Here is a 22,829-nt window from a genome sequence, read left to right on the forward strand (position 1 = left end):
ACAACGCGACGAGCGGCTACAAGGAAGCGCTGCTCAAAGAAAATGAGGAGGCGTGAGCCTCCTCATTTTTCACCCTAAGACCGTTGGACTGCGCGTACCTCAGCTACAGCCGCTCGTCGCGCCGCAGGTGTCGCATTTCTCGCAGGTGCCGTTTCTCACCATGGTGAAGTTCTGGCATTCCGAGCACATATTGCCGGTATAGCCCTGCATGATTGCAGCCTGGCGGCGGTGGGCTTCTACCTTCTTGGCGTCGGCGGCTTCGGTGGCTGCTTCGTCGGTGAAGACGGCATTGATGCCTTCTTCTTCGGCGATTTCCTCCGCCATCTCCTTCGCACGCTCCTCATAGTCGCGGCGGAAGGCGGTTGCTTCCTCGGCCATGCCGGAAGGCTTGAGTGCCGTGGCCCCGATGGAGGTGACATTGGAGGCCGTGGTGGCCTGCCGCTTCGGCTGGTCGGTGTTGGCGGCCTGGCCTTTCGGTTCGGCCTTGCCGGTCACGACCTTGAAGGGGGCCGCACCACGGGTGAGGCCGCGTGAGAAGGGCGTTGCCTTGCCTTCATTGATGCCGCGGCCAAGGGCCGTGTTGGTGAAGTCGGTCGTGTCGACATGGGCCAGATCAGAACGTCCCAGATAGGAGACGGCCAGTTCGCGGAACACATAGTCGAGGATCGACGTGGCGTTCTTGATCGCGTCATTGCCCTGCACCATGCCGGCCGGCTCGAACTTGGTGAAGGTGAAGGCCTCCACATATTCCTCAAGCGGCACGCCATATTGCAGGCCGAGCGAAATGGCGATGGCGAAGTTGTTCATCATCGCACGGAAGGCGGCACCTTCCTTGTGCATGTCGATGAAGATCTCGCCCAGACGCCCGTCATCGAATTCGCCCGTGCGCAGATAGACCTTGTGGCCACCCACCACAGCCTTCTGGGTATAACCCTTGCGGCGGTTGGGCAGTTTTTCGCGGTCGCGCACGACTTTCTCGACGATGCGCTCGACGATCTTTTCGGAAACCTTTGCGGCCTGGGCAGCCGTTGGCGCTGCTGCCAGTTCCTCGATCAGATCGTCCTCGTCATCATCCTCATCGGCCAGAAGCGAGGCGTTGAGCGGCTGGGAGAGCTTGGAGCCATCGCGGTAAAGCGCATTGGCCTTCAGCGCCAGCTTCCAGGACAGCATGTAGGCCGCCTTGCAGTCCTCAACCGTTGCATCATTGGGCATGTTGATCGTCTTGGAGATCGCGCCGGAGATGAAGGGCTGTGCTGCCGCCATCATGCGGATGTGGCTTTCCACCGAGAGATAGCGCTTGCCGATCTTGCCACACGGATTGGCGCAATCGAAGACAGGCAGGTGCTCGTCCTTCAGATGCGGTGCACCTTCAAGCGTCATCGCTCCGCAGACATGGATGTTGGCGGCCTCGATGTCCTTCTTGGAGAAGCCCAGAGCCGGCAGCATCTCGAAGGAGAAGTCGTCGAGCTGCTCATCCGTGAAACCCAGCGCTTCCTTGCAGAATGCTTCGCCCAGCGTCCACTTGTTGAAGACAAACTTGATGTCGAAGGCCGACTTCAGGGCGGTGTTAAGCGTCTCGATGACCTCGTCGGTAAAGCCCTTGGCCTTCAGGCTGGTCGGGTTGATGCCCGGTGCCTGGTTCAGATTGCCGTGGCCGACAGCATAAGCCTCGATTTCCGCGATCTGTGCCTCGGAATAGCCCAGCGTGCGCAAGGCTTCGGGGACGGCACGGTTGATGATCTTGAAGTAGCCACCTCCGGCAAGCTTCTTGAACTTCACCAGCGCGAAGTCTGGCTCGATGCCGGTCGTGTCGCAGTCCATGACCAGCCCGATCGTGCCGGTGGGCGCGATGACGGTCGCCTGCGCATTGCGGTAGCCGTGCTTCTCGCCAAGCTCGATGGCGCGATCCCAGGCAGCCTTCGCATGCTCCACGAGATCGGAGTAGGGGCAATCCTCTGCCTTGATCGGCACCGGATTGACCGCGAGCTTCTCGTAGCCGTCTGCCTCGCCATATGCGGCGCGGCGATGATTGCGCATGACGCGCAGCATGTTGTCCGCGTTGCGCTCATAGTCGGGGAAGGGGCCAAGCTCACCGGCCATCTCGGCCGAGGTGGCATAGGCAACGCCCGTCATGATTGCCGTCAGCGTCGCGCCAATCGCGCGGCCCTCGTCGGAATCGTAAGGGATACCCGACGTCATCAGGAGGCCGCCGATATTGGCATAGCCCAGGCCCAGCGTGCGGTACTCATAGGAGAGCCTGGCGATTTCCTTGGAGGGGAACTGAGCCATCATCACCGAGATTTCGAGCACCATGGTCCACAGGCGGACCGTGTGCTCATAGGCGGCGATGTCGATGGAACCATCCTTGTTGCGGTATTGCAGCAGGTTCATCGACGCCAGATTGCAGGCCGTGTCGTCGAGGAACATGTATTCCGAACAGGGGTTGGATGCGCGGATCGGACCGGCGGCCGGCGAAGTGTGCCAGTCGTTCATGGTCGTGTTGAAGTGCAGGCCCGGGTCAGCGGAAGCCCATGCGGCATAGCCGATCTTGTCCCACAGATCGCGCGCCTTCACGGTCTTGGCGACCTTGCCGTCGATGCGGTTGATGAGGTTCCACTCGCCGTCGGCCTCGACGGCACGCAGGAAGTCATCCTTGATGGAGACGGAATTGTTGGAGTTCTGGCCGGAAACGGTGAGATAGGCTTCCGAATCCCAATCCGTGTCGTAGGTCTTGAACTCGATATCCGTATAGCCCTGCCTGGCGAACTGGATGACGCGCTTGATGTAGTTCTCTGGAACGGCGGCCTTCTTGGCAGCCTTCACCTCGCGCTTGAGGGCAGGGTTCTTGGTGGGCTCGAAGCAATCGTCATTTGCGCCTTCGCAGTTAACGCAGGCCTTCATGATGGCTTCAAGATGCTTCTTGACGATCTTGGAGCCGGTGACGAGGGCAGCAACCTTCTGCTCTTCCTTCACCTTCCACTCGATATAGTCCTCGATATCGGGATGGTCGGCATCCACGACGACCATCTTGGCCGCGCGGCGGGTCGTGCCGCCGGACTTGATGGCGCCTGCAGCGCGGTCGCCGATCTTGAGAAAGGACATGAGGCCTGAGGACTTGCCGCCACCGGACAGCTTTTCGCCTTCACCGCGCAGATGCGAGAAGTTGGAGCCCGTGCCGGAGCCATATTTGAACAGGCGCGCCTCGCGGACCCAAAGATCCATGATGCCGCCTTCATTGACCAGATCGTCCCCGACGGACTGGATGAAGCAGGCATGGGGCTGCGGGTGTTCGTAGGAGGATTTCGACTTGGTCAGCTTGCCGGTGAACGGGTCCACATAATAATGACCCTGGCCGGGCCCATCGATGCCATAGGCCCAATGCAGACCGGTGTTGAACCACTGCGGAGAATTCGGCGCGACGCGCTGGGTTGCGAGCATGTAGCAAAGCTCGTCCATGAAGGTCTGTGCATCGGCTTCCGAATTGAAATAGCCGCCCTTCCAGCCCCAATAGGTCCAGGTGCCGGCAAGACGGTTGAAGACCTGAGCAGCACTGGTCTCCGAGCCGTAGCGTTCGTCTTCAGGCAGTTCCGCAAGCGCTTCCTCATCGGCTACCGAACGCCACAGGAAGGAGGGGACGGAGTTTTCCTCGACCTTCTTCAGGCGTGCGGGCACGCCGGCCTTGCGGAAATATTTCTGCGCAAGAATGTCGCTTGCGACCTGGCTGAACTGCGCCGGCACATCGATGTCGGCAAGGCGGAAAACCACCGAGCCGTCCGGGTTCTTGATTTCGCTCGTCGCCTTGCGGAAGGGAACCTCCGCATAAGGTGACTGGCCTTCCTTGGTGAACCGCCGTTCGATGCGCATGATCGTCCCTTTTCCGTCCTACTGTTGAGCGTTCAGGCTGCTGCTCAAGCTTGTGCCCAAATGCCCGGTCCGCCTATCGATGCCGACAGCTTTCCGCCGGCTGATCCGTGAAGCCAATCCGCAATCCATCCCACGAATCGAGACCCGGAACGGGGTCAATTCGTGAAGAAGGCCTCGACATGCGGGCCGGCATTGTCCTGACGCTGCTGGTGAAGCTCTGTTCAAGAGAATTCACACTATCTAGTATCAAGGCTAATCGCTACCGCTAAATATAGTATTAACAGATTGCTAGTGCCAGCCCTGATGCATGCGCCCCCGCCGCAATTTTCCACCTTCGCCAGGGACGAAGGCACCCGGCTGCCGGCTGCGACAAAACCGGCAGTTTTACAATAACTCTGTTGTACGGGATGACCGACTGCTTGACTTCCGGTCGCGCCCCCCAATCGAGCGCATCTTTATAAAAAGCGACTCGATTGGAAGCGTCAAGGGATCGTTTTATCTCGATTCTATGACGCTAGATGTTGTGTGTAGCCTATGTGGATATCGGGGACGGAGTGCTTCTGAGCTTGCTCGTGTAAAAAGCGCACCACCCCGCAGCGCATCATCTTCAGGAAACCGCGTTGAGGCCAAGGAATATGATGGCTGCTAGTATCGCGGCTGCCGGCACTGTCGTCACCCATGCAGCAACAATGGTTGTCACATGGGCACGGCGGACAAGCTTGCGCCGCACCACTTCTTCACGGGACATCTTCCCGTTGGTGGCCTCATCATCCCCCAGGATGATGGTGGCAGCACCGACGCTCTGCTCGGGAACACGCAAACCCTTGCGTTCCATGTAGCGGCGGCGGCGTTTGGACTTGGCGGTGTACCATTCGCGGAAAAATCCAACGCCGAAGATTGCGCCCACTGCCGTGTGGGTCGAGCTGACCGGGAGGCCAAGGCCGGAAGCGATGATGACAGTGATCGAGGCCGAAAGGGCAACGCAGAAGGCGCGCATCGGATTGAGCTTGGTGATCTGCTCGCCAACCATGCGGATCAGTTTCGGGCCGAACAGGATGAGACCGAACGAGATACCGGCAGCACCGATCACCATGACCCAGATCGGGATGGCGACTTCTGCACTTACGGTGTCCGCCTGCGCCGTGAAAACGATGGCGGCCAGCGGACCGACCGCATTCGCAACATCGTTCGCACCATGAGCGAAGGACAGGAGACAAGCCGATATCACAAGCGGCATCTTGAACAGCTTGCGCAGTGACTGGTTGCGGTTTTCCATGCCCCGCGACTGGTTGCGCACCCGGAAGTGGGAAACAAACCAGGTCAGCAGGAAACAGATCAACCCGATCAGAATAATCGTCAGCTGATCGATCTTGACGATTTTCTTCAGTCCCTTGGTCGCCAGATAGGCACTGAACGCACCTGCCATGATGGCGATCAGGAGGGGTACCCACCGACGCGCTGCGGCAATCTTGTCATCCTGATAGATGATGAAGGTCTTGATGAAGGCCAGGAAAATGGCGGCCACGACACCACCCATGACGGGCGAGACGACCCAGCTTGCCGCAATCTGCGACATGGTTCCCCAATCAACGGCAGAGAATCCGGCAGCAGCAATGCCAGCGCCCATGACGCCGCCGACCACCGAGTGTGTGGTGGAAACAGGCGCGCCGATCCAGGTCGCAAGATTGATCCACAAGGCCGAGGATATAAGTGCGGCCATCATCGCGCGAATGAAGACAGCCGGCGTACTGACGGCTTCGGGAGACACGATACCTTTGGATATCGTCCCGACCACGTCGCCGCCGGCAATCAACGCGCCTGCACTTTCAAAGACGGCAGCGATGATGAGCGCACCGGTAAGGCTCAATGCGCGGGAGCCCACTGCCGGGCCGACATTGTTGGCGACATCGTTCGCGCCAATATTCAAGGCCATATAGGCGCCGATTGCAGCCGCAGCGATGATGATGACCGCCTTCGGCTCGCCAATCACGTAGATGGAGGCGAACACACCAGCCAGCGCCAGGAAGAGAAGGCCGAGACCCGGCGCGACCAGGCCGCGAGCGACAAGGCTGGTTGCCTCTTCAACATGGACGAGCTTGTCGAGATCCTTGTCGAGGGTCTGCTTTCTAGGTGTCGTCGAACTTTCGGTCATTGTACTACGTCGCGCGCCTGAGAATTGTTTGCTAGTCGCCTAAGTATTGTGAAGCCGAGACTCAAGACGCCAGGGCCGACAAGTTGCTTCAGGCCGCGATTTTCCGTGGAGAACCCTTGAAATTGCAGAGTATGGCGGCGAGATCGGCTTCGCGAACCATCTCGCCGGCTTCCTTCGGGGTGACCCAGCGGCGTTCCCGCTCGTTCTTTTCCGGCCAGATATCGGCGACGGAGGAGACCTGAAGAGCAAACACGGCGACTTCGCATCGCAGTTGGAGGCCGTTTGACCGCTTCTTGCGATATATGTAGCGCCCGGTCTCGTGACGCGATACGGCACCGGAAACGCCTGCTTCTTCCGCCGCTTCCCGTGCAGCGGCCTCCGCGAGGGTCTCGCGTCCCTCAGGCCAGCCTTTTGGCAGGACCCAACGCCCAGTATCACGGCTGGTGATGAGCAGGATTTCCACGACATCATCGCGCAGGCGCCAGGGCAAGGCTGCGGTCTGCACACGTGGAGGATTTCCGCCAAACAAGCGCCGAAGCTGCTCGGCGATGTTCAGGCGCCGCATGCTTTCAATCAAATCTCTACCCATCCCCATTCGCTACATGCTCCGTCAATGCGCCTGTCTCTGGCAGATGTCGTGAAGCAGTCTTGATGAGGAAAGTAGGGCTTCAGGCGAAATAAGCAAATGTCATGCGGTAGCAGGCTTGTCGGACCGGTCAGCCTGCCTCGCCTTCGGCGATCGGCTTCTGGTAGGAAAAGCCGAGATCCCATGGGAAATAGATCCAGGTATCCTGGGACACTTCCGTAATGAAGGTGTCCACGAGGGGACGGCCTTTAGGCTTCGCATATACGGTCGCGAAATGTGCCTTGGGCATCATGGCGCGCACGATGGCTGCCGTTTTGCCGGTATCGGTGAGATCGTCGACGATCAGGACGTCCTTGCCTTCATCTTCGAGTAGCTCAGGCGTGATGTCTTTCAAGACCTTGAGCTCACCTTGCGAAGAATAGTCGTGATAGGACGCAACGCAGACGGTTTCGATCAGGCGGATGCCCAATTCCCGCGAGATGATGGCTGCTGGAACGAGGCCGCCGCGCGTGATGCAGACAATTGCCTTCCATTTGCCGTTGACGCCCGCAAGGCGCCAGGCAAGCGCACGGGCATCGCGATGGAACTGGTCCCAGGAAACGGGAAAGGCTTTTTCGGGCAGGGCTGGCATCTTGTTGCTCCGGTACTTTCAGGCAGGGCGGGCCGGGTGCGGGGGAATTACCCGCAAAGTGCCGGAGAGGCAAGTAAGGTCGGCCTCAATGCGCCATCAAAGTGGGGACCGTCATGTTGCGCAGCATGTCGTGGGTCAGGCCGCCGAATATCATCTCGCTGATGCGCCCGCGAGCGAACGCACCCATTACGAGCAGGTCCGCGCCGCTTTCGGCCACGCAGTCGTTCATGGCCTGATACTGGCTGCGCCCCGCGCTCTCCTCTGTACGGACGGTGACATCGATGCGGTGGCGTGACAGCGCCTCGGCGATGGCCGTGCCCGCCATCGAAGCATCCTGCCTCAACGTGTCCATCGTATCCAAGACAAGAACTTCCACATTTTGTGCTTCCCGCATCAGCGGAAGCGCGTCGAATGCCGCACGCGTTGCCTGACGGCTGCCGTTCCAGGCGAGCATGATGCGCTTCGGCGCCGCTGTCTTTGCCGGCTTCATTCCGTGCGGAACAAGGAGGACCGGGCGACCGGTCTCGAACAGAAGCGCTTCCAGATCTGACTTTTCCTGCGCATCCGCATCCGGATCATTCTGGGCCGCCATTACCAGGTCGCAGCTTCGCGCGCTTTCGATGCCTGAGATGGCAGCGTCTCCAGCCACGGTTTCATAGGAGCGCCATTCGTGAAGAACGCCCTCGGCCTTCGCGCGGCGCTCGAAAAGCTCGCGAAGCTCGCCGTCATCTTCAGGATGCATCAGACCGGGGTCGATGATCGGCATGCCCAGCGGCGAAGCCGCCGTGATTGGCAGTGCACGTGCATGCAGTCCGATGAGATGCGCCTCGTGGCGCGCCACGAATGGAAGTGCATAGTCCAGCAATCCAGAGGCCGAGCCCTGGCGGTGAAGAATGCCTAGAATAGTGCGGTAGCTCATACGCCCCTCCTGTCGTCGCGATGAGGGAAGAACGGCGGCAAGCGCAAAGAGTTCAGAGCTTTTTCAGCATCTCTTCAACGGCTGCAGCTGCAGCTTCCATCTTTGCCTGGTCACGAGAACGTATCACAATCTCAGTCCAGAAACTGCCGTCCTGGTATTTCGGATAGGAACCGATGATCGTCTCGGGATGCGCAGCCTGTATCTCGCCCAAAGCTTCGCCGATAGTGCCTTCGCCGTGCTTGCAGGGCACGGTTGCGGACAGCAGTCTGGTTCCGGTCTTCAGCTGAGGTATCACATTGTCGAGCATGGCCTGGAAGATCGCAGGCACACCGGCCATCACATAGACATTGCCGATATTGAAGCCCGGGGCGACGGAGACCGGATTGGGAATATGTTTCGCCCCCTGCGGCATGCGCGCCATGCGCCGGCGGGCGGACGTATATTCGATCTCGCGCTTCGCATAGTGCTCACCAAGAAGGGCATCAGCCTTTTCATCAAACTCGCATGGCAGGCCGAAGGCGGCAGAAATGGCATCCGCGGTGATGTCGTCGTGGGTCGGACCGATACCGCCCGTCGTGAAGACATAGCTGTTGCGCGCGCGAAGTGCATTCACGGCCTCAACGATGGCATCCTGGTCGTCAGATACGATGCGCACTTCACGCAGATCGATGCCAACGGCCGTGAGCATCTCGGCCAAATGCCCGATATTTCTGTCTTTTGTTCTGCCTGAAAGGATCTCGTCGCCGATCACCACCATGGCTGCCGTGATTATGTCGCTCATAGCTCATCCCATTGTTCCGCCAAGCAAGTAGCGGGCTATATGTGATCCGGCAATGGGCGACGAACAGTGAACAGTGTGTGCTCGTTTCAGACCGTTGGTTGAACACTGTCGCTGCCCTAGCTGTGTCTGGTCAGTTTCATCAGCCGGGAAAGGCAAGGCATGACCAAGATACTCGTTCTCTACTATTCAAGCTGGGGCCATATGGAAGCCATGGCACGCTCCGCAGCAGAAGGCGCGCGTGAAGCCGGTGCCGATGTCACTATCAAGCGGGTCCCGGAACTTGTTCCGCAGGAGGTTGCGGAGAAGGCAGGTTACAAGCTCGACCAGGATGCACCTGTGGCAGAGCCTCTTGAGCTGGCCGACTATGACGGTTTCATCTTCGGCGTATCCACCCGGTTTGGCATGATGGCTTCCCAGATCAAGAATTTTCTCGACCAGACAGGTCCGCTGTGGGCCGAAGGCAAGTTGATCGACAAGCCCGCCACCGTCATCGCATCGACCGCCACGCAGCATGGCGGTGCGGAGATCGCGCTGGCTTCCACCCAGCTCGCCCTGCAGCATCACGGCATGCTCATCGTACCGCTGTCCTATGCCTATCAGGGGCAGATGGGGAATGATGTGGTCCGCGGCGGCGCACCCTACGGCATGACGACCACCAGCAACAGCGATGGTTCGCGCATGCCTTCGGAGCAGGAGCTTGAGGGCGCGAAATTCCAGGGCGAGCGTCTGGCGCGCATCACGGCCAAGCTGAAAGCCTGACAGTTCGCTGTCATTGTGAATATCCGGGCGGGCGGCCGAATGCAGCTGCCCGCCCCATTTGACCCTTGATTAGCATGCTTCAAGCGGCTACCGCTCTTGCCCGTGCGGACGTGGCGGAACTGGTAGACGCAAGGGACTTAAAATCCCTCGATCCTCGATCGTGCGGGTTCGATTCCCGCCGTCCGCACCAACATCATTCAAGGAACCGGAGCCGCGTGTTCGGCGATGACGCTCAGGAATGCGGGGCCGTAGCGGTCGAGCTTGGTTTCACCGATGCCGGCAATCCTGCTCAACTCTGCCCGTGAAGCCGGCCGGGTGGTCGCCATCTCGATCAGCACCTTGTCGTGGAAGATGACATAGGGCGGAATGTTCTGCTCCCTGGCGATCTGGCGGCGCTTTTCGCGTAGCGCCTGGAACACCAATTCGTGCTTTTCGGGGAGGGCCGAACGCTTGGACCTCGCCGCGCTCTCGTTCGTGACGGGCTTGGGACGCGGTTTGCGCAGCATGAGGGTCGGGCGCTCTTTCAGGAATTGAACTCCTTTTTCGGTCAGATGGAGCCCGCCATGGCCGGCACTGTCCGTCGCGATCAGACGCAATGCGATGATCTGGCGGAGGATGTCGCGCCAGATGGGGCGGGTGTAATCCTTGCCGATACCATAGGTCGAAAGCTTGTCGTGGCCGTTGGCCAAAACCTTCTCGTTCCTGGAACCCAGCAGAATATCGATGATGTGCGCCTGGCCGAAGCGTTCGCCGCTGCGATACATGCAGGATAGCGCCATCTGTGCAGGGATGCTCGCATCGAACATTTCCGGCGGGTTGAGGCATGTGTCGCAATTGCCGCAGGGCTCGCAGTCATCGTCGAAATAGTTCAGCAGCGCCTTGCGCCTACAATGGCCGGTCTCTGCCAGTCCCAGAAGCGCATCGAGCTTCTGTCGCTCCACATGCTTGCGAGCTTCAGGCGCGTCCGATTCCTCTATGAAGCGATTGCGCTGCATCACATCGCCCATGCCATAGAGCATCATGGCTTCGGCAGGCAGACCGTCACGGCCCGCGCGGCCGGTTTCCTGGTAGTAGGCCTCAATCGAACCGGGTAGATCGAGATGGGCCACAAAGCGGACATCGGGCTTGTCGATGCCCATGCCGAACGCGATCGTCGCGACAACCACCACGCCGTCTTCACGCTGGAAGCGGTGCTGCGCCTTCTCACGTGCGGCGCGGTCCATGCCCCCGTGATAGGCGATGGCCTCATAGCCCTGCTCACCCAGCCACTCGGCTGTTTCTTCCGTCTTGCGTTTGGAGAGGCAGTAGACAATGCCGCTCTCCTCCCGATGCTCGTTGAGGAAGGCGAGGAGTTGGCGGCGCGGGTCCGCTTTTTCGGTGATCGTGTAGCGGATATTGGGGCGGTCGAAGCCGGCCACGAAGCAGTCCTGCTCATCGATCTGCAGCAGTGACCGGATCTCTGCGCGCGTGGGCGTGTCGGCTGTTGCGGTCAAGGCCATGCGCGGTGTCGCGGGAAATATCTGTCCCAGATCGGCCAGGGCGCGATAATGGGGCCTGAAGTCATGTCCCCACTGAGACAGGCAGTGGGCCTCGTCGACTGCAACCAGCGACAAGGGCACATTGCGCAAGCCTTCCAGCGTGGCATCGCGCATGAGCGTTTCCGGTGCGACATAGAGAAGATCGAGCTCACCGGCATGGATCTGGCGCCAAAGGGCGCGTCTTGCTTCCCCGTCGAGGTCCGAGTTCAGCGCGGCGGCACGCACGCCGGCTTCACCCAGAGCCGTAACCTGATCCAGCATCAGGGCGATGAGGGGCGAAATCACGAGCCCCATGCCCGGGCGCGCCAGAGCGGGGATCTGATAGCACAGAGACTTCCCGCCACCGGTCGGCATGAGGACGAAGGCGTTATTGCCCTCGATCACATGGCGGATGATCTTCTCCTGCTGTCCGCGAAACGCGTCGTAACCATAGACGCTTCTCAGGATTTTCAGTGGATCGCCCGCCATTGCTCCGCCTGCATTCGAATCAGATCATGGTTTGCAATAGCAGGTCGTGCGTTCCGGTTCAGCCCGACGCATTGGCGCAGAGCATGTTGCTCCACCAACAAAGTGTTTCATCCAGTTTGCGCGCTGCTATTGGCTTTATTTGCGAATGGAGCGCTGGCACAGTGCCTCCAGACCTCTGGAGGGACAGGAATGAACAACAAGAAGCAGCATCGCAACGCCATGAAATCCTGGAGTGAGGTTGCCACAAGACTGGTTGACGTGGCGATGGGGCGGCAGCCAGCGGATCTGGTGGTGCGCAACGGCCGGTGGGTGAATGTGCACTCCGGTGAAATCATTCCCGGCACCGATCTGGCCATTGTTGAAGGCCGATTCGCCTATTGCGGATCGGACGCCAGCCACGCCATTGGCGAGAAGACGAAGGTCGTGGATGCGCGCGGGCGCTATCTCGTGCCAGGTCTTTGCGATGCGCATATGCATGTCGAGAGCGGTATGGTCACGGTGACGGAATTTTGCCGCGCCGTCATTCCGCACGGCACCACATCCATGTTCATCGACCCGCATGAGATCGCAAATGTGCTGGGTCTCGAAGGGGTGCGGCTGATGCATGACGAAGCCCTGGCGCAGCCTGTGAATGTCTTCGTGCAGATGCCTTCGTGCGTACCCTCCGCACCCGGCCTTGAAAATGCCGGTGCATCCCTCGGCCCTGACGATGTGGCGGATGCGATGCAATGGGAGAACATCATCGGGCTCGGTGAGGTGATGAATTTCCCCGGCGTGGCAGGCAATGACGGCACCATGGTCGGTGAGATCGCAGCCACGGTGAATGCAGGCAAGACCGTGGGCGGCCATTATGCATCACCGGAGCTGGGGCGCGCCTTCCACGGCTATGTGGCTGGTGGTGCGGAAGACGACCACGAAGGCACGCGCATGGAAGATGCCATCGCGCGGGTGAGGCAGGGCATGAAAGCCATGCTGCGGCTCGGTTCGGCCTGGTATGATGTGGCGAGCCAGATAAAGGCGGTCACGGAGCAGGGGCTTGATCCGCGCAACTTCATCCTGTGCACCGATGACAGCCATTCCGGAACGCTGGTGAACGAAGGTCATATGGACCGGGTCGTGCGCCACGCGATTGCGCAGGGTCTTGCTCCCGTTACCGCGATCCAGATGGCGACCATCAATACGGCAGAACATTTTCGCCTGCAGCGGGAACTGGGCTCGATCGCGCCGGGGCGTCGCGCCGACCTCCTCATCGTGTCTGACCTTGCCAGCCTGCAGATCGACGAGGTCTATGGGCGAGGGGTGCGGCTTGCGCAGTCAGGCAAGCTTGAGGCGGACATGCCAGCCTATCCCTATCCTTCAAGCGCGCGAGACACCGTGCGGATGGGCAAGACGCTTCAAAAGAGCGATTTCGATATCCCGGCACCGGAAGGCAGTCGCAGCGTCAAGGCGCGGGTTATCGGTGTGATCGAAAACCAGGCGCCCACGCGGGCGCTGACTGCTGAGCTCGGCGTGGCCAAGGGTATCGTCTCCATGGATCGCAGGAACGATGTCTGCCAGATCGCACTTGTCGAGCGACACCGCGGTACTGGTGCCGTCACCAACGGCTTCGTGTCCGGCTTCGGCTACACGCAGGATTGCGCGATGGCCTCGACGGTTGCCCATGATTCCCACCACATGATCGTGGTCGGAACCAACAAGGAAGACATGGCCATTGCCGCAAATCGCCTCGGTGAGGTGGGCGGCGGTGTTGTCATGATCTCCAGAGGCAAGGAACTCGCGCTGGTGGAGATGCCCATCGCCGGTCTGATGTCTGAGGAACGGGCCGAGATCGTTGCGGAAAAGGCTTCACGGCTGGCCGAGGCCATGCGCGACATGGGCTGCACCTTGAACAACGCCTATATGCAACACTCACTGCTGGCACTTGTCGTGATCCCGGAGCTTCGCATTTCCGATATCGGATTGATCGACGTCACGCGCTTCGAGAAGGTGGACCTGTTCCTCGACGACTAGCGCAGCGTCAGTCCAAGAACCTCGAATGGCGTGGTGATGATGATGTCCGCGGTGGTGCCGATCGTCTGGCCCACGCCGGAGCCAAGCGTCGAGATCCGTCCAGCGAGGTCGTCCTCGAAATCACCGTCCGTCTGGTCACGCAACAGACCCTGTCCCAGGAGCCGGACAAGAGCAGGGTTTTCCGCGAATGTCGTGTGGTTGAGCGCATCTCCACCGCTGACCGAGGTGACATCGATGACCGTGACCCCGAATTGCGCGAGGTCTTCAGCATAGGTGTAATCCCCAACCCTTGGCTTGTTGCCCGCGATCAGGCCGGACACGCTCAGTGCGCGGTCGCGCCGGGAGGTCAGCACGTAGAACGGCTTTTCAGGCGTGCCATAGCGGCGCATCTGGCTTTTGAAGACGTCGACATCGATATCGGGTGAGGCCAAGACCACATCGCCCAGGCGCCCCTGAAGTGTGGGGTCGCCGGCAATGGCCAACTGGCGCAGCGTTTCCATCATGAGCCAGCTGCCCATGGAATGGGCGACCAGATCGATGCGCTCCGCACCGGCCTCCACCACAAGGTTCAAGGTCTCTTCCAGCCGGTCACGTGCGGTCGTTGCGCTGTTGTTGTCATAGACATAGTCGATGGTTCGCGCTGCCGAGGCCCAGGTGAAGAGTATCGGGCTGCCTTTGTAGTCCGCGTCATGGACGACCTGCGTCATGCGATAGATGGCCTCATCGAAAGCCGTGTTGAAACCATGCACGAAGATGAGAGCGCGTCCGCCGCGCGCCTTGATGGAGCGGGAGAGGTCACGCTTGAAATCGCCCTTTGCGGGGAAGATGCCGATACTGTCGGCCGCGAAATAGCGCGCAGGGTCGGCGACAATCGGATTCGGGGCCTTCTCGATCATGCCCGCTTCATGAACGGCGGGAACCGTGACGCTGACCTTCGCGAAGGTCGTCTCATCCGCTCGATCGCCGGCATAGATGACGCCGGGTTGCGAGGAAAAGCCGCGGGATGTCGCGACGTAGAGATCGTGGCGCGCGGCAATGTCGCTATCGCTGGCGGGCGCGATGGTTTTTGCGATCAGCCGGTGCTGCTCGATGGTGCTGCATCCAGCCAGAAGGGTCGCAAGTGCAAAAAGCGTCGTCACGAGAGATGCGGAAGAAGAGGCCATCGGCCTATCGACCCCAGAAAACAGGCGTGAAGATGACGAGGACCGCAAGAATTTCAAGGCGTCCCAAGAGCATTGCGAGAGCCATGATCCATTTTGCCGCATCCGACAGCGGGGCAAAGGTGCCGGCAGGGCCGATGATGGGACCCAGACCCGGGCCTACATTCGTCAAGCCGGTCAGGGCGGCCGATATCGCGGTCACGAGATCGAGGCCCGTTGCAGCCAGCATCAGAATGATTACCGCCCAGATGACGAGGAAGGCCGACATGAACAGGACGACAGCGCGCTGCAGATCGTCTTCGACCGGGCGATCACCATAGCGCACGGTCAGCACGGTGTTCGGATAAACAAAGCGACGCAGACCATTGGCCAGAAGCTCGAACAGTATGAGGAACCGGTAAGCCTTGATGCCGCCCGTGGTGGAGCCAGAGCAGCCGCCAAGGAACATCGCCACGAAGGCAGCGGCAACGGCAAATGGTCCCCATTGACCGTAATCCTCGGTCGCATAGCCGGTCGTCGTGATGATCGAGACGAAGTTGAAGGCCGCGTGGGTCAGTGCATCGAGGAACGGTCTCTCGTCAGTGATGCGCAGATAAATGGCAACCGTCAGAACGAAAACCAGCACGTAGCCGCCATAGACCCTGATCTGCGGGTCGCGCAGGGAATCAAGACGACCCCGCACCAGAAAGAGTATCAGGATCGAAAAGGGCAGGGCCGCCAGGAACATGAAGAAGGTGCCGACCCAGAGGATGGCATAGTTGTCGGCGTAAAAGCCCATGGACGCGTCATGGGTGGAGAAGCCGGCGGTCGCAACAGTTGTCAGTGCATGGTTCAGGGCATCGAAGGCGGTCATGCCAGCCGCCGCATAGGCAAAGCCACAGGCAACGGTCAGTGCCGCATAGATGCTGACGAGCGCTACTGCAAAGGTGGAGAAGCGGTCGAAGGGTCGATCCTCGATGTCGGAGGATTCGATCTTGAAGTAGGAAACGCCGCCAACATTCAGGAATGGCAGGATGAACAGACCCAGGGCGATCACGCCTAGGCCGCCGATCCACTGAAGGATTGATCGCCACAGAAGCAGGCCCGGCGGAAGAGCATCCAGCCCCACAATCACGGTTCCGCCCGTTGCTGTTGCCGCCGAGACGGATTCGAATACCGCGTCGGCAAGCTTCAGCTCAAGCGAAGATGCTATCAGTGGGATCGAGCCGACGAGACAGGCGGTGAACCACAGCATGTTCACCACGAGAAAGCCGAAGCGGGAGGATATGGCCGGTGCGCGACCGCGCGTCGCCAGCGAGACCGCAAGTGCCAGGCCACCGGTAAAAAAGGACGAGAAGGCGAATACGCGCCAATCCTCGTTGCCATAATACAGATCGACCACGGCCGGAATGAGCATGGCAACGGACAGATAGATGGCGAAGACCGAGGCGATGTGGAGCGCAGTCCTGACAGCCAGATATTGCACGAATTATTGACCCCTAATCCCCAAAGCGCCAAGTGGCCTCGTCGCCCGCTTGAGCGCGACAGTGGCTTCAACCCGGTTGATATGCAATAGCAGCCTCTAAATTGGAATGACCATGGCCGTTATGGTCACAGAAGAAGAAAGAGGGCCGATCATGAGCCTCAAACCGGCACAGGTACTGGAAGCGGGAGAAGCGTTGCGCGGATTGTTCGAGCCGACACCGCTCCAGCTCAATGACTATCTCTCCAAGAAGACCGGCGCACGCGTCTATCTGAAGCGGGAGGACCTGACGCCGGTGCGCTCATACAAGCTGCGCGGCGCCTTCAACTTTCTTCGCAAGGCCGTGGAGCGCGATCCGGGGCAGAAGCATTTCGTCTGTGCGTCTGCAGGAAATCATGCGCAGGGCTTTGCTTATGTCTGTCGGCATTTTTCGCGCAAGGGCGTGGTGTTCATGCCCGTCACCACACCTCAACAGAAAATCGACAAGACCCGCATTTTCGGCGGCGAGTTCATCGAGGTGCGCCTGGTGGGCGACTATTTCGATGCCTGTTATCGCGCCGCCGAGGATTATGCAGGTGAGCACGGTGCGCTGATGGTGCCTCCATTCGATCATGCCGACATCATCGAGGGGCAGGCGACCGTTGCTGCGGAAATCGAGGAGCAGCTTGGGCCGGCTCTTGATGATGCGCTTATGATACTTCCGGTTGGCGGTGGGGGGCTTTCTGCGGGTGTCACCGGCTATCTGGACGCAGCCGGCAAGGCCACACGATTCGCATTCGCGGAACCGGCTGGTGCTCCAAGCCTTCACGCGAGCCTGGAAAATGGCAAACGTCAGAGGCTTGAGAAGGTGGACACCTTCGTTGACGGTGCGGCTGTCGCGGAGATCGGACGGGAGAATTTCAAGCGGCTGAAGCATTTCAGCGCTGAAGATGTGCATCTTGTGCCCGAAAACCGGCTCTGCGCCACCATAGTCGAGATGCTGAATATCGAAGGTGTGGTGCTCGAGCCGGCGGGTGCATTGTCCATTGATACTCTCAAGGACTATTCGCGGCAGGTCCTCAAGGGCAAGACTGTCGTTGCTGTCGTTTCCGGAGGCAATTTCGATTTCGAACGCCTGCCGGAGGTGAAGGAAAGGGCGCTTCGATTCGAGGGGCTGAAGAAGTACTTCATCTTCAGGTTCCCTCAACGTCCCGGCGCCCTGCGCGACTTTCTCGATCTCCTCGGTCCGGATGACGACATCACCCGCTTTGAATATCTGAAGAAGTCTGCACGCAATTTTGGCTCGGTGCTGATCGGGCTGGAAACCAAAGATGCGCGCAATTTCCCGGCGCTCATGAAGAAGTTCGAGAAGGCTGGCTGGTCGTTCCAGGACATTACCGAGAACGACACGATTGCCAGCCTCCTGGTATAGCTGCAACGGGCACTTGTTGCTGCGACGCACAATTCATTTGCTATTTGTGCGTTCAGGCTCCATATGGGGGCGGTAAGGCGCATGGGCCGGCGAACTGTTTCGGCCTTCCCACAACAAGAGATTTCTCTTCAGGACTGGTTGCGTCTGCTTTCCGCTCAGCAATGAGGCGGGAAAAGCCCCGGAGTTTTGTGCTTCGGGCGCGACAGCGCAGCCGACCGGTGCATGAGCGCCGGCGCCTTGTCGTTCACGAATATATTCGGAAGCAGGTTGCGCCCTGCTCATGATTTTTGCTGTGCCGTTCGGGCGCGGCACAAGAAGAGTTATCGATTTGACCGAAGAAACAACAATCACCCCGGCCAACTTTGACGAGCTGGGTATCGATGGAACACTGCTCGCAGCAACCAAGGCTGCTGGCATGGATCAGGCAAAGCCTATCCAGGCCAAGGCCATCCCCCCGTTCCTCGAAGGACGCGACATTCTGGGTGTGGCGCAAACGGGGTCGGGCAAGACTGCCGCATTCTCCCTGCCAATCCTTTCACGCATTATCGGGCTTGGCACCAAACGCCGCCCGCGCACTGCCCGCGCCCTCATACTCGTGCCGACGCGTGAGCTGGCCGTGCAGATAGAGACAGTGGTGAAGTCCCTTGCCAAAGGTGCTCACATCTCGACCTGCCTCGTACTCGGGGGTGTATCTCGCAATTCGCAGGTGCGTCGCATGCAGCAGGGCGTGGACGTTCTGATCGCAACGCCGGGCCGCCTGACGGACCTTGTGCGCGAGAAGGAAGTCGTACTTTCCGACACGACATGGCTCGTTCTCGACGAAGCTGATCGCATGCTGGACATGGGCTTCATCAATGACGTCCGTCGTATTGCGAAGGCCACGCATCCCGCCCGCCAGACAGCGCTTTTCTCCGCGACCATGCCGAAGGAGATCGAGCAGCTGGCCAACACGCTGCTGCGTGATCCAGTTCGCATCGAAATCGCGAAGCAGAGCACGACTGCGGCGGAAATCGAGCAAAGCGTGATCATTGCGCGTACCAAGCAGAAGCGCAAATATCTCTCCGACCTGCTTGCCGATGACAGCATGAAGCAGGTTATCGTGTTCGCACGCACCAAGCACGGCGCAGACCGTGTGACGCGTGATCTGGAGCGCGACGGCTTCAACGCCGCTGTCATCCACGGCAACAAGTCTCAGAATGCCCGCCAGCGCGCGCTGAATGGTTTCCGCGACGGCTCGGTTCGCATTCTGGTGGCGACCGATATTGCCGCGCGTGGCATCGATGTTCCCGGCATCAGCCATGTGGTGAATTTCGATCTGCCGGACGAAGCAGAAAGCTATGTACACCGCATTGGCCGCACGGGCCGCAACGGTGCCGACGGCGTGGCCATCACGCTGTGCGATCCTGCGGAAAGCTCCAAGCTGCGCCAGGTGGAACGCATCATTCGCATGAAGCTTCCCGTGGCTGCCGATATCACCGACCAGCCTGATCCGGTTCGTGCTGCACAGCCTCGCAATGATGCGGGCAACACGAACAACGGCCAGAAGCCGGCACAGCCACATCGTCAGCATGCAAAGCGCAAGGGCAATGGACCTGCGCAGCGTGAGGGCGAGCGACAGGAGGGTCAGCAGCAGCGCCGTTCCCGTCGCGGTCGTAGTGGACAAGGCGGTCGCGCACGCAGCCGCGCAGCCTGATTTTCTGAAGCGATCGAGTTTCCTGACAAGGGGCATGGCCGAAAGGCCGTGCCCCTCATTGTTATATGGGTGATCCGCTTCTGGCCCAATGGCATGGCAGTGAGAGGTGCGTTATCGGATCGAAGATGGGATGCGCCGTACTGGTGCAGGAGGAGATTTTGCATGGCAGGCATAGCGGCGCTGGCTACAGCCTATATTCTTTCGCAGTTCTATCGTTCGTTCATGGCAGTGCTGACGCCGGTCCTGACAAGCGAACTGGGTGCGACGAAGGCTGAACTGTCGACGGCTTCGGGCGTCTGGTTTGCCGTATTCGCCTCAATGCAGTTCGCCGTGGGTGTGTCGCTCGACCGTTTCGGGCCGCGCAAGACAGCTTCGATCATGCTGGCCATAGGCGGCGGGGGCGGGGCATTGCTGTTTGCCGCTGCCAGCGAGCCCTGGATGGTCATTGCCGCCATGGCCCTGATCGGTTTCGGCTGCTCGCCCGTGCTGATGGCCTCGATATACATCTTCGCCAATGCGTATCCACCGGCACGTCTGTCCATTCTGGCTTCCACGATCCTGGGCATCGGCATGCTTGGCAACGTCATCGGTGCCTCGCCTCTTGCAGCAGCTGCCGAAGCCTTCGGATGGCGAACCGTTCTCACCGGATTGGCTGCTGTCACCCTCGTCGTGGCGGTTGCGATCTTTGCCCTCGTACGTGACCCGCACATTGCAGAGGAGAATCGCGCGACCAGTGGCTTCTCCGGCTATCTCGATCTGATGCGGCTCAAGGCACTATGGCCGATCCTGCCGCTGGTCGCGGTCAACTATGCTGCGGCTGCCAGCATTCGCGGGCTTTGGGCCGGTCCTTATCTTGCCGATGTCTATGGTGCGACCGCTCTTGCCATCGGCAATGCCACGCTTTTCATGGCACTTGCCATGTCGGCAGGTTCATTTATCTATGGGCCGCTCGACAATGTTTTCGGAACGCGCAAGTGGGTTGCGGTTGCGGGCACATCCATCAGCCTGAGTGCATTGACATTCATGTCATTCGTGCCACAGAGCAGCTTTGTGACCACGACCTGGCTTCTCGTGGTGCTTGGGCTTTGCGGCAGCGCGTATGGGCTACTTATGGCACATGGCAAAGCGTATATTCCCGCTCACCTGACCGGTCGCGGTGTGACGCTTCTCAACTTCTTCTCGATCGGCGGCGTGGGCGCGACCCAATTTGCGACCGGGGCTGTCGTGACGGCTTCATCGGTCCCAAGCGATCCGGTCGTCGGTTATCGCGCCTTGTTCATGTTCTACACGGCACTTCTGGCTGCCGCGCTTTTGATCTATCTGTTCTCAAGGGATGCAAAGCCGCAACGAGGCGAGGACGGTGCGGGTCTGAATGTCTCAAGCCGCATGTCGAAGACCGGCTGAGGAGTGCGCGTGGAATAAAATTTCGCCAAAGTCGCATCCGCACCCGCTGAATGCGTGCAGTTTCGCAGCAGGGAGAAAAACGCGCCTTGCAAGCGCGTGGTGCGATTTCTACGCTGAGCGGAACATGCCGGCGTCGCAGCCGAGGATACAAGCGAGGAATACATGCAGCCTTCCGTCATAGAAACAATCGGCAACACGCCGCTGATCCGCCTCAAGCGCGCTTCCGAGGAAACGGGCTGCGAGATTTACGGCAAGGCAGAGTTCCTCAACCCTGGGCAATCGGTGAAGGATCGGGCGGGACTGTTCATCATCCGTGATGCGGAAAAGCGTGGTCTGCTCCGGCCCGGTGGCGTGATCGTGGAAGGGACCGCAGGCAATACCGGAATAGGGCTTACGGTTGTTGCCAAAGCTCTCGGCTACCGAACGGTCATCGTCATTCCGGAGACGCAGAGCCAGGAAAAGAAGGATGCGCTGCGCGTCATGGGTGCGGAGCTCATCGAGGTCCCGGCAGTGCCCTACAAGAACCCGAACAATTACGTGAAGCTTTCCGGCCGGTTGGCGGAGAAGTTGGCGCAGAAAGAAGCGAACGGCGCGGTCTGGGCAAATCAGTTCGACAACACTGCCAATCGTGAAGGCCATATCCAGACGACCGCTCAGGAGATCTGGGAACAGACGGGCGGCAAGGTCGACGGTTTTGTCGCTGCGGTGGGAACCGGCGGGACGTTGGCCGGCACGGGATTTGGTCTCAAGGAGAAGAATTCCGGGATCAAGATCGCGATTGCTGACCCGATGGGGGCCGCGCTCTACAACTATTACGCCAATGGCGAATTGAAATCGGAGGGCGGCTCGATCACCGAAGGTATCGGGCAGGGTCGCATCACCGCCAATCTTGATGGCTTCCAACCCGATTTCGCCTTCCAGGTGCCTGACGAGGAGGCGCTGCCGATCGTGTTTGATCTCGTGCAGGAGGAAGGTCTTTGCCTGGGCGGATCGTCCGGTATCAATATTGCAGGTGCCAAGCGGCTTGCGCGGGAACTGGGACCTGGCCACACCATCGTGACGATACTGTGCGACTACGGCACGCGCTACCAGTCGAAGATGTTCAATCCGGACTTCCTGCGCTCCAAGAACCTGCCAGTGCCGCATTGGATGGAAGAGACGCCGGACATCGAGGTGCCTTTCGAGGCTGTATCCTGATGGCGCATCGGGTTGAAGCGCTGTTTCGAGATGATGCCTATCGGAAGGACGCCGAAGCAACCGTGGTTTCGGTCACCGACGAGGGCGGTGTGATCCTCGACCGAACGATCTTCTACGCAACATCCGGCGGCCAGCCGGGTGACACAGGTGCGCTTGCGACTGAAGACGGCCGAAGCTTCGAAGTATCGGATACGGTCTGTGGAGCATCCAAGGAAGAGATCATCCACCGCCTTTCCGAAGGTTCTGTGCCGCCAGCGGTGGGGACCAGGTTGAAGCTCACCATCGATTGGGATCGTCGATACCGGTTGATGCGCATGCACACGGCCTGCCACTTGTTGAGTGTCGTATGTCCGCAGCCGATCACCGGCGCGTCCGTCAGCGAAAGCGACTCGCGGGTTGATTTCGACATGCCCGAGGGTGCTCCTTCCAAGGAAGAGGTGACGGCGAAGCTGATGGAGCTTGTGGAGGCCGACCATCCGGTCTTCACGCGACTGATCAGCCAAGAAGAGCTTGCCGCCAATCCGGGACTGGTGAAATCGAAGAATGTACGACCACCGACGGGTGCCGGACAGGTTCGGCTGGTATGCATTGGAGAGGATGCCGCCATCGACAGTCAACCTTGTGGGGGGACCCACGTGGCGCGCACTGGCGAAATCGGAGAGATCCATATCGGCAAGATCGAGAAGAAGGGTCGGGAAAACCGGCGTTTTCGCATTCGCTTCGGTCAATTGTCGCAGTGATATATGTTGCGGTGACCGGCGGAAGGTGAAACCACTTGTGTCCGCAGGCATTGT

Annotated in this window: 16 protein-coding genes and 1 tRNA gene; 8 read left to right on the forward strand and 9 right to left on the reverse strand. The window is 59.8% G+C overall.

Features of this window, described 5'->3' with window-relative positions; genetic code table 11:
* Positions 1-99: 99 nt before the first annotated feature.
* From EL18_RS04180 to EL18_RS04205, 6 genes are all read right to left on the reverse strand, one after another.
* Positions 100-3,864, reverse strand: coding sequence for a vitamin B12-dependent ribonucleotide reductase (locus EL18_RS04180; RefSeq protein ID WP_036480080.1), 3,765 nt, complete (start codon positions 3,862-3,864; stop codon positions 100-102).
* Positions 3,865-4,471: 607 nt separating this feature from the next.
* Positions 4,472-6,016 (reverse strand): inorganic phosphate transporter, encoded by a 1,545-nt coding sequence (locus EL18_RS04185; RefSeq protein WP_036480083.1) that lies wholly within the window; start codon positions 6,014-6,016, stop codon positions 4,472-4,474.
* An 88-nt stretch (positions 6,017-6,104) separates the two neighbouring features.
* Entirely contained in the window at positions 6,105-6,581 is a 477-nt protein-coding gene (locus tag EL18_RS04190; RefSeq protein WP_036480086.1) for an NUDIX hydrolase, read from the reverse strand.
* A gap of 151 nt (positions 6,582-6,732) precedes the next feature.
* Complete coding sequence (gpt, locus tag EL18_RS04195) at positions 6,733-7,233, reverse strand: xanthine phosphoribosyltransferase (protein ID WP_036480089.1); 501 nt, start codon at positions 7,231-7,233, stop codon at positions 6,733-6,735.
* A gap of 85 nt (positions 7,234-7,318) precedes the next feature.
* Complete coding sequence (locus EL18_RS04200; RefSeq protein ID WP_036480092.1) at positions 7,319-8,152, reverse strand: universal stress protein; 834 nt, start codon at positions 8,150-8,152, stop codon at positions 7,319-7,321.
* 52 nt (positions 8,153-8,204) lie between these two features.
* Entirely contained in the window at positions 8,205-8,933 is a 729-nt protein-coding gene (locus EL18_RS04205) for a competence/damage-inducible protein A (RefSeq protein WP_036480095.1), read from the reverse strand.
* A 159-nt stretch (positions 8,934-9,092) separates the two neighbouring features.
* Here EL18_RS04205 and wrbA point away from each other — a divergent pair, with 159 nt between their 5' ends.
* Together wrbA and EL18_RS04215 are read left to right on the forward strand one after the other, a co-directional pair.
* The gene (gene wrbA, locus EL18_RS04210) at positions 9,093-9,692 is read left to right on the forward strand and encodes an NAD(P)H:quinone oxidoreductase (protein WP_036480098.1); all 600 of its coding nucleotides are present in this window, start codon (positions 9,093-9,095) and stop codon (positions 9,690-9,692) included.
* A 104-nt stretch (positions 9,693-9,796) separates the two neighbouring features.
* Positions 9,797-9,882: transfer RNA gene (locus EL18_RS04215), tRNA-Leu, on the forward strand.
* Positions 9,883-9,889: 7 nt separating this feature from the next.
* On the opposite strand, the gene recQ is transcribed toward EL18_RS04215, so the two are convergent.
* Positions 9,890-11,698, reverse strand: a complete 1,809-nt coding sequence (gene recQ / locus EL18_RS04220; protein ID WP_036480101.1) for a DNA helicase RecQ — start codon at positions 11,696-11,698, stop codon at positions 9,890-9,892.
* A gap of 189 nt (positions 11,699-11,887) precedes the next feature.
* Between recQ and ade the strand changes: the two genes are divergently transcribed.
* Complete coding sequence (gene ade, locus EL18_RS04225; RefSeq protein ID WP_036480103.1) at positions 11,888-13,708, forward strand: adenine deaminase; 1,821 nt, start codon at positions 11,888-11,890, stop codon at positions 13,706-13,708.
* On the opposite strand, the gene EL18_RS04230 is transcribed toward ade, so the two are convergent.
* Positions 13,705-14,871 carry an alpha/beta hydrolase gene (locus EL18_RS04230; protein WP_036480106.1) on the reverse strand — a complete coding sequence of 389 codons (1,167 nt, stop codon included), beginning with the start codon at positions 14,869-14,871 and terminating at the stop codon, positions 13,705-13,707. The two genes, ade and EL18_RS04230, sit on opposite strands and share 4 nt — an antisense overlap.
* Positions 14,872-14,875: 4 nt before the next feature.
* A complete protein-coding gene (locus tag EL18_RS04235; protein ID WP_036480109.1) occupies positions 14,876-16,333 on the reverse strand; it encodes a TrkH family potassium uptake protein in 1,458 nt (485 codons plus the stop codon).
* 151 nt (positions 16,334-16,484) lie between these two features.
* On the opposite strand from EL18_RS04235, the gene ilvA reads away from it, so the two are divergent.
* From ilvA to EL18_RS04260, 5 genes are all read left to right on the forward strand, one after another.
* Positions 16,485-17,741, forward strand: coding sequence for a threonine ammonia-lyase IlvA (gene ilvA / locus EL18_RS04240; protein ID WP_036483955.1), 1,257 nt, complete (start codon positions 16,485-16,487; stop codon positions 17,739-17,741).
* A gap of 328 nt (positions 17,742-18,069) precedes the next feature.
* Positions 18,070-19,434 (forward strand): DEAD/DEAH box helicase, encoded by a 1,365-nt coding sequence (locus EL18_RS04245; RefSeq protein WP_036483958.1) that lies wholly within the window; start codon positions 18,070-18,072, stop codon positions 19,432-19,434.
* Positions 19,435-19,596: 162 nt separating this feature from the next.
* Positions 19,597-20,838, forward strand: coding sequence for an MFS transporter (locus EL18_RS04250; protein WP_051913758.1), 1,242 nt, complete (start codon positions 19,597-19,599; stop codon positions 20,836-20,838).
* 162 nt (positions 20,839-21,000) lie between these two features.
* Positions 21,001-22,035, forward strand: coding sequence for a cysteine synthase A (locus tag EL18_RS04255; RefSeq protein WP_036480112.1), 1,035 nt, complete (start codon positions 21,001-21,003; stop codon positions 22,033-22,035).
* Positions 22,035-22,775 (forward strand): alanyl-tRNA editing protein, encoded by a 741-nt coding sequence (locus tag EL18_RS04260; RefSeq protein ID WP_036480114.1) that lies wholly within the window; start codon positions 22,035-22,037, stop codon positions 22,773-22,775. The genes EL18_RS04255 and EL18_RS04260 overlap by 1 nt, the downstream gene beginning before the upstream one ends.
* The last annotated feature ends 54 nt before the right edge of the window (positions 22,776-22,829 follow it).

This window comes from Nitratireductor basaltis (assembly GCF_000733725.1).
GTDB lineage: Bacteria > Pseudomonadota > Alphaproteobacteria > Rhizobiales > Rhizobiaceae > Chelativorans > Chelativorans basaltis.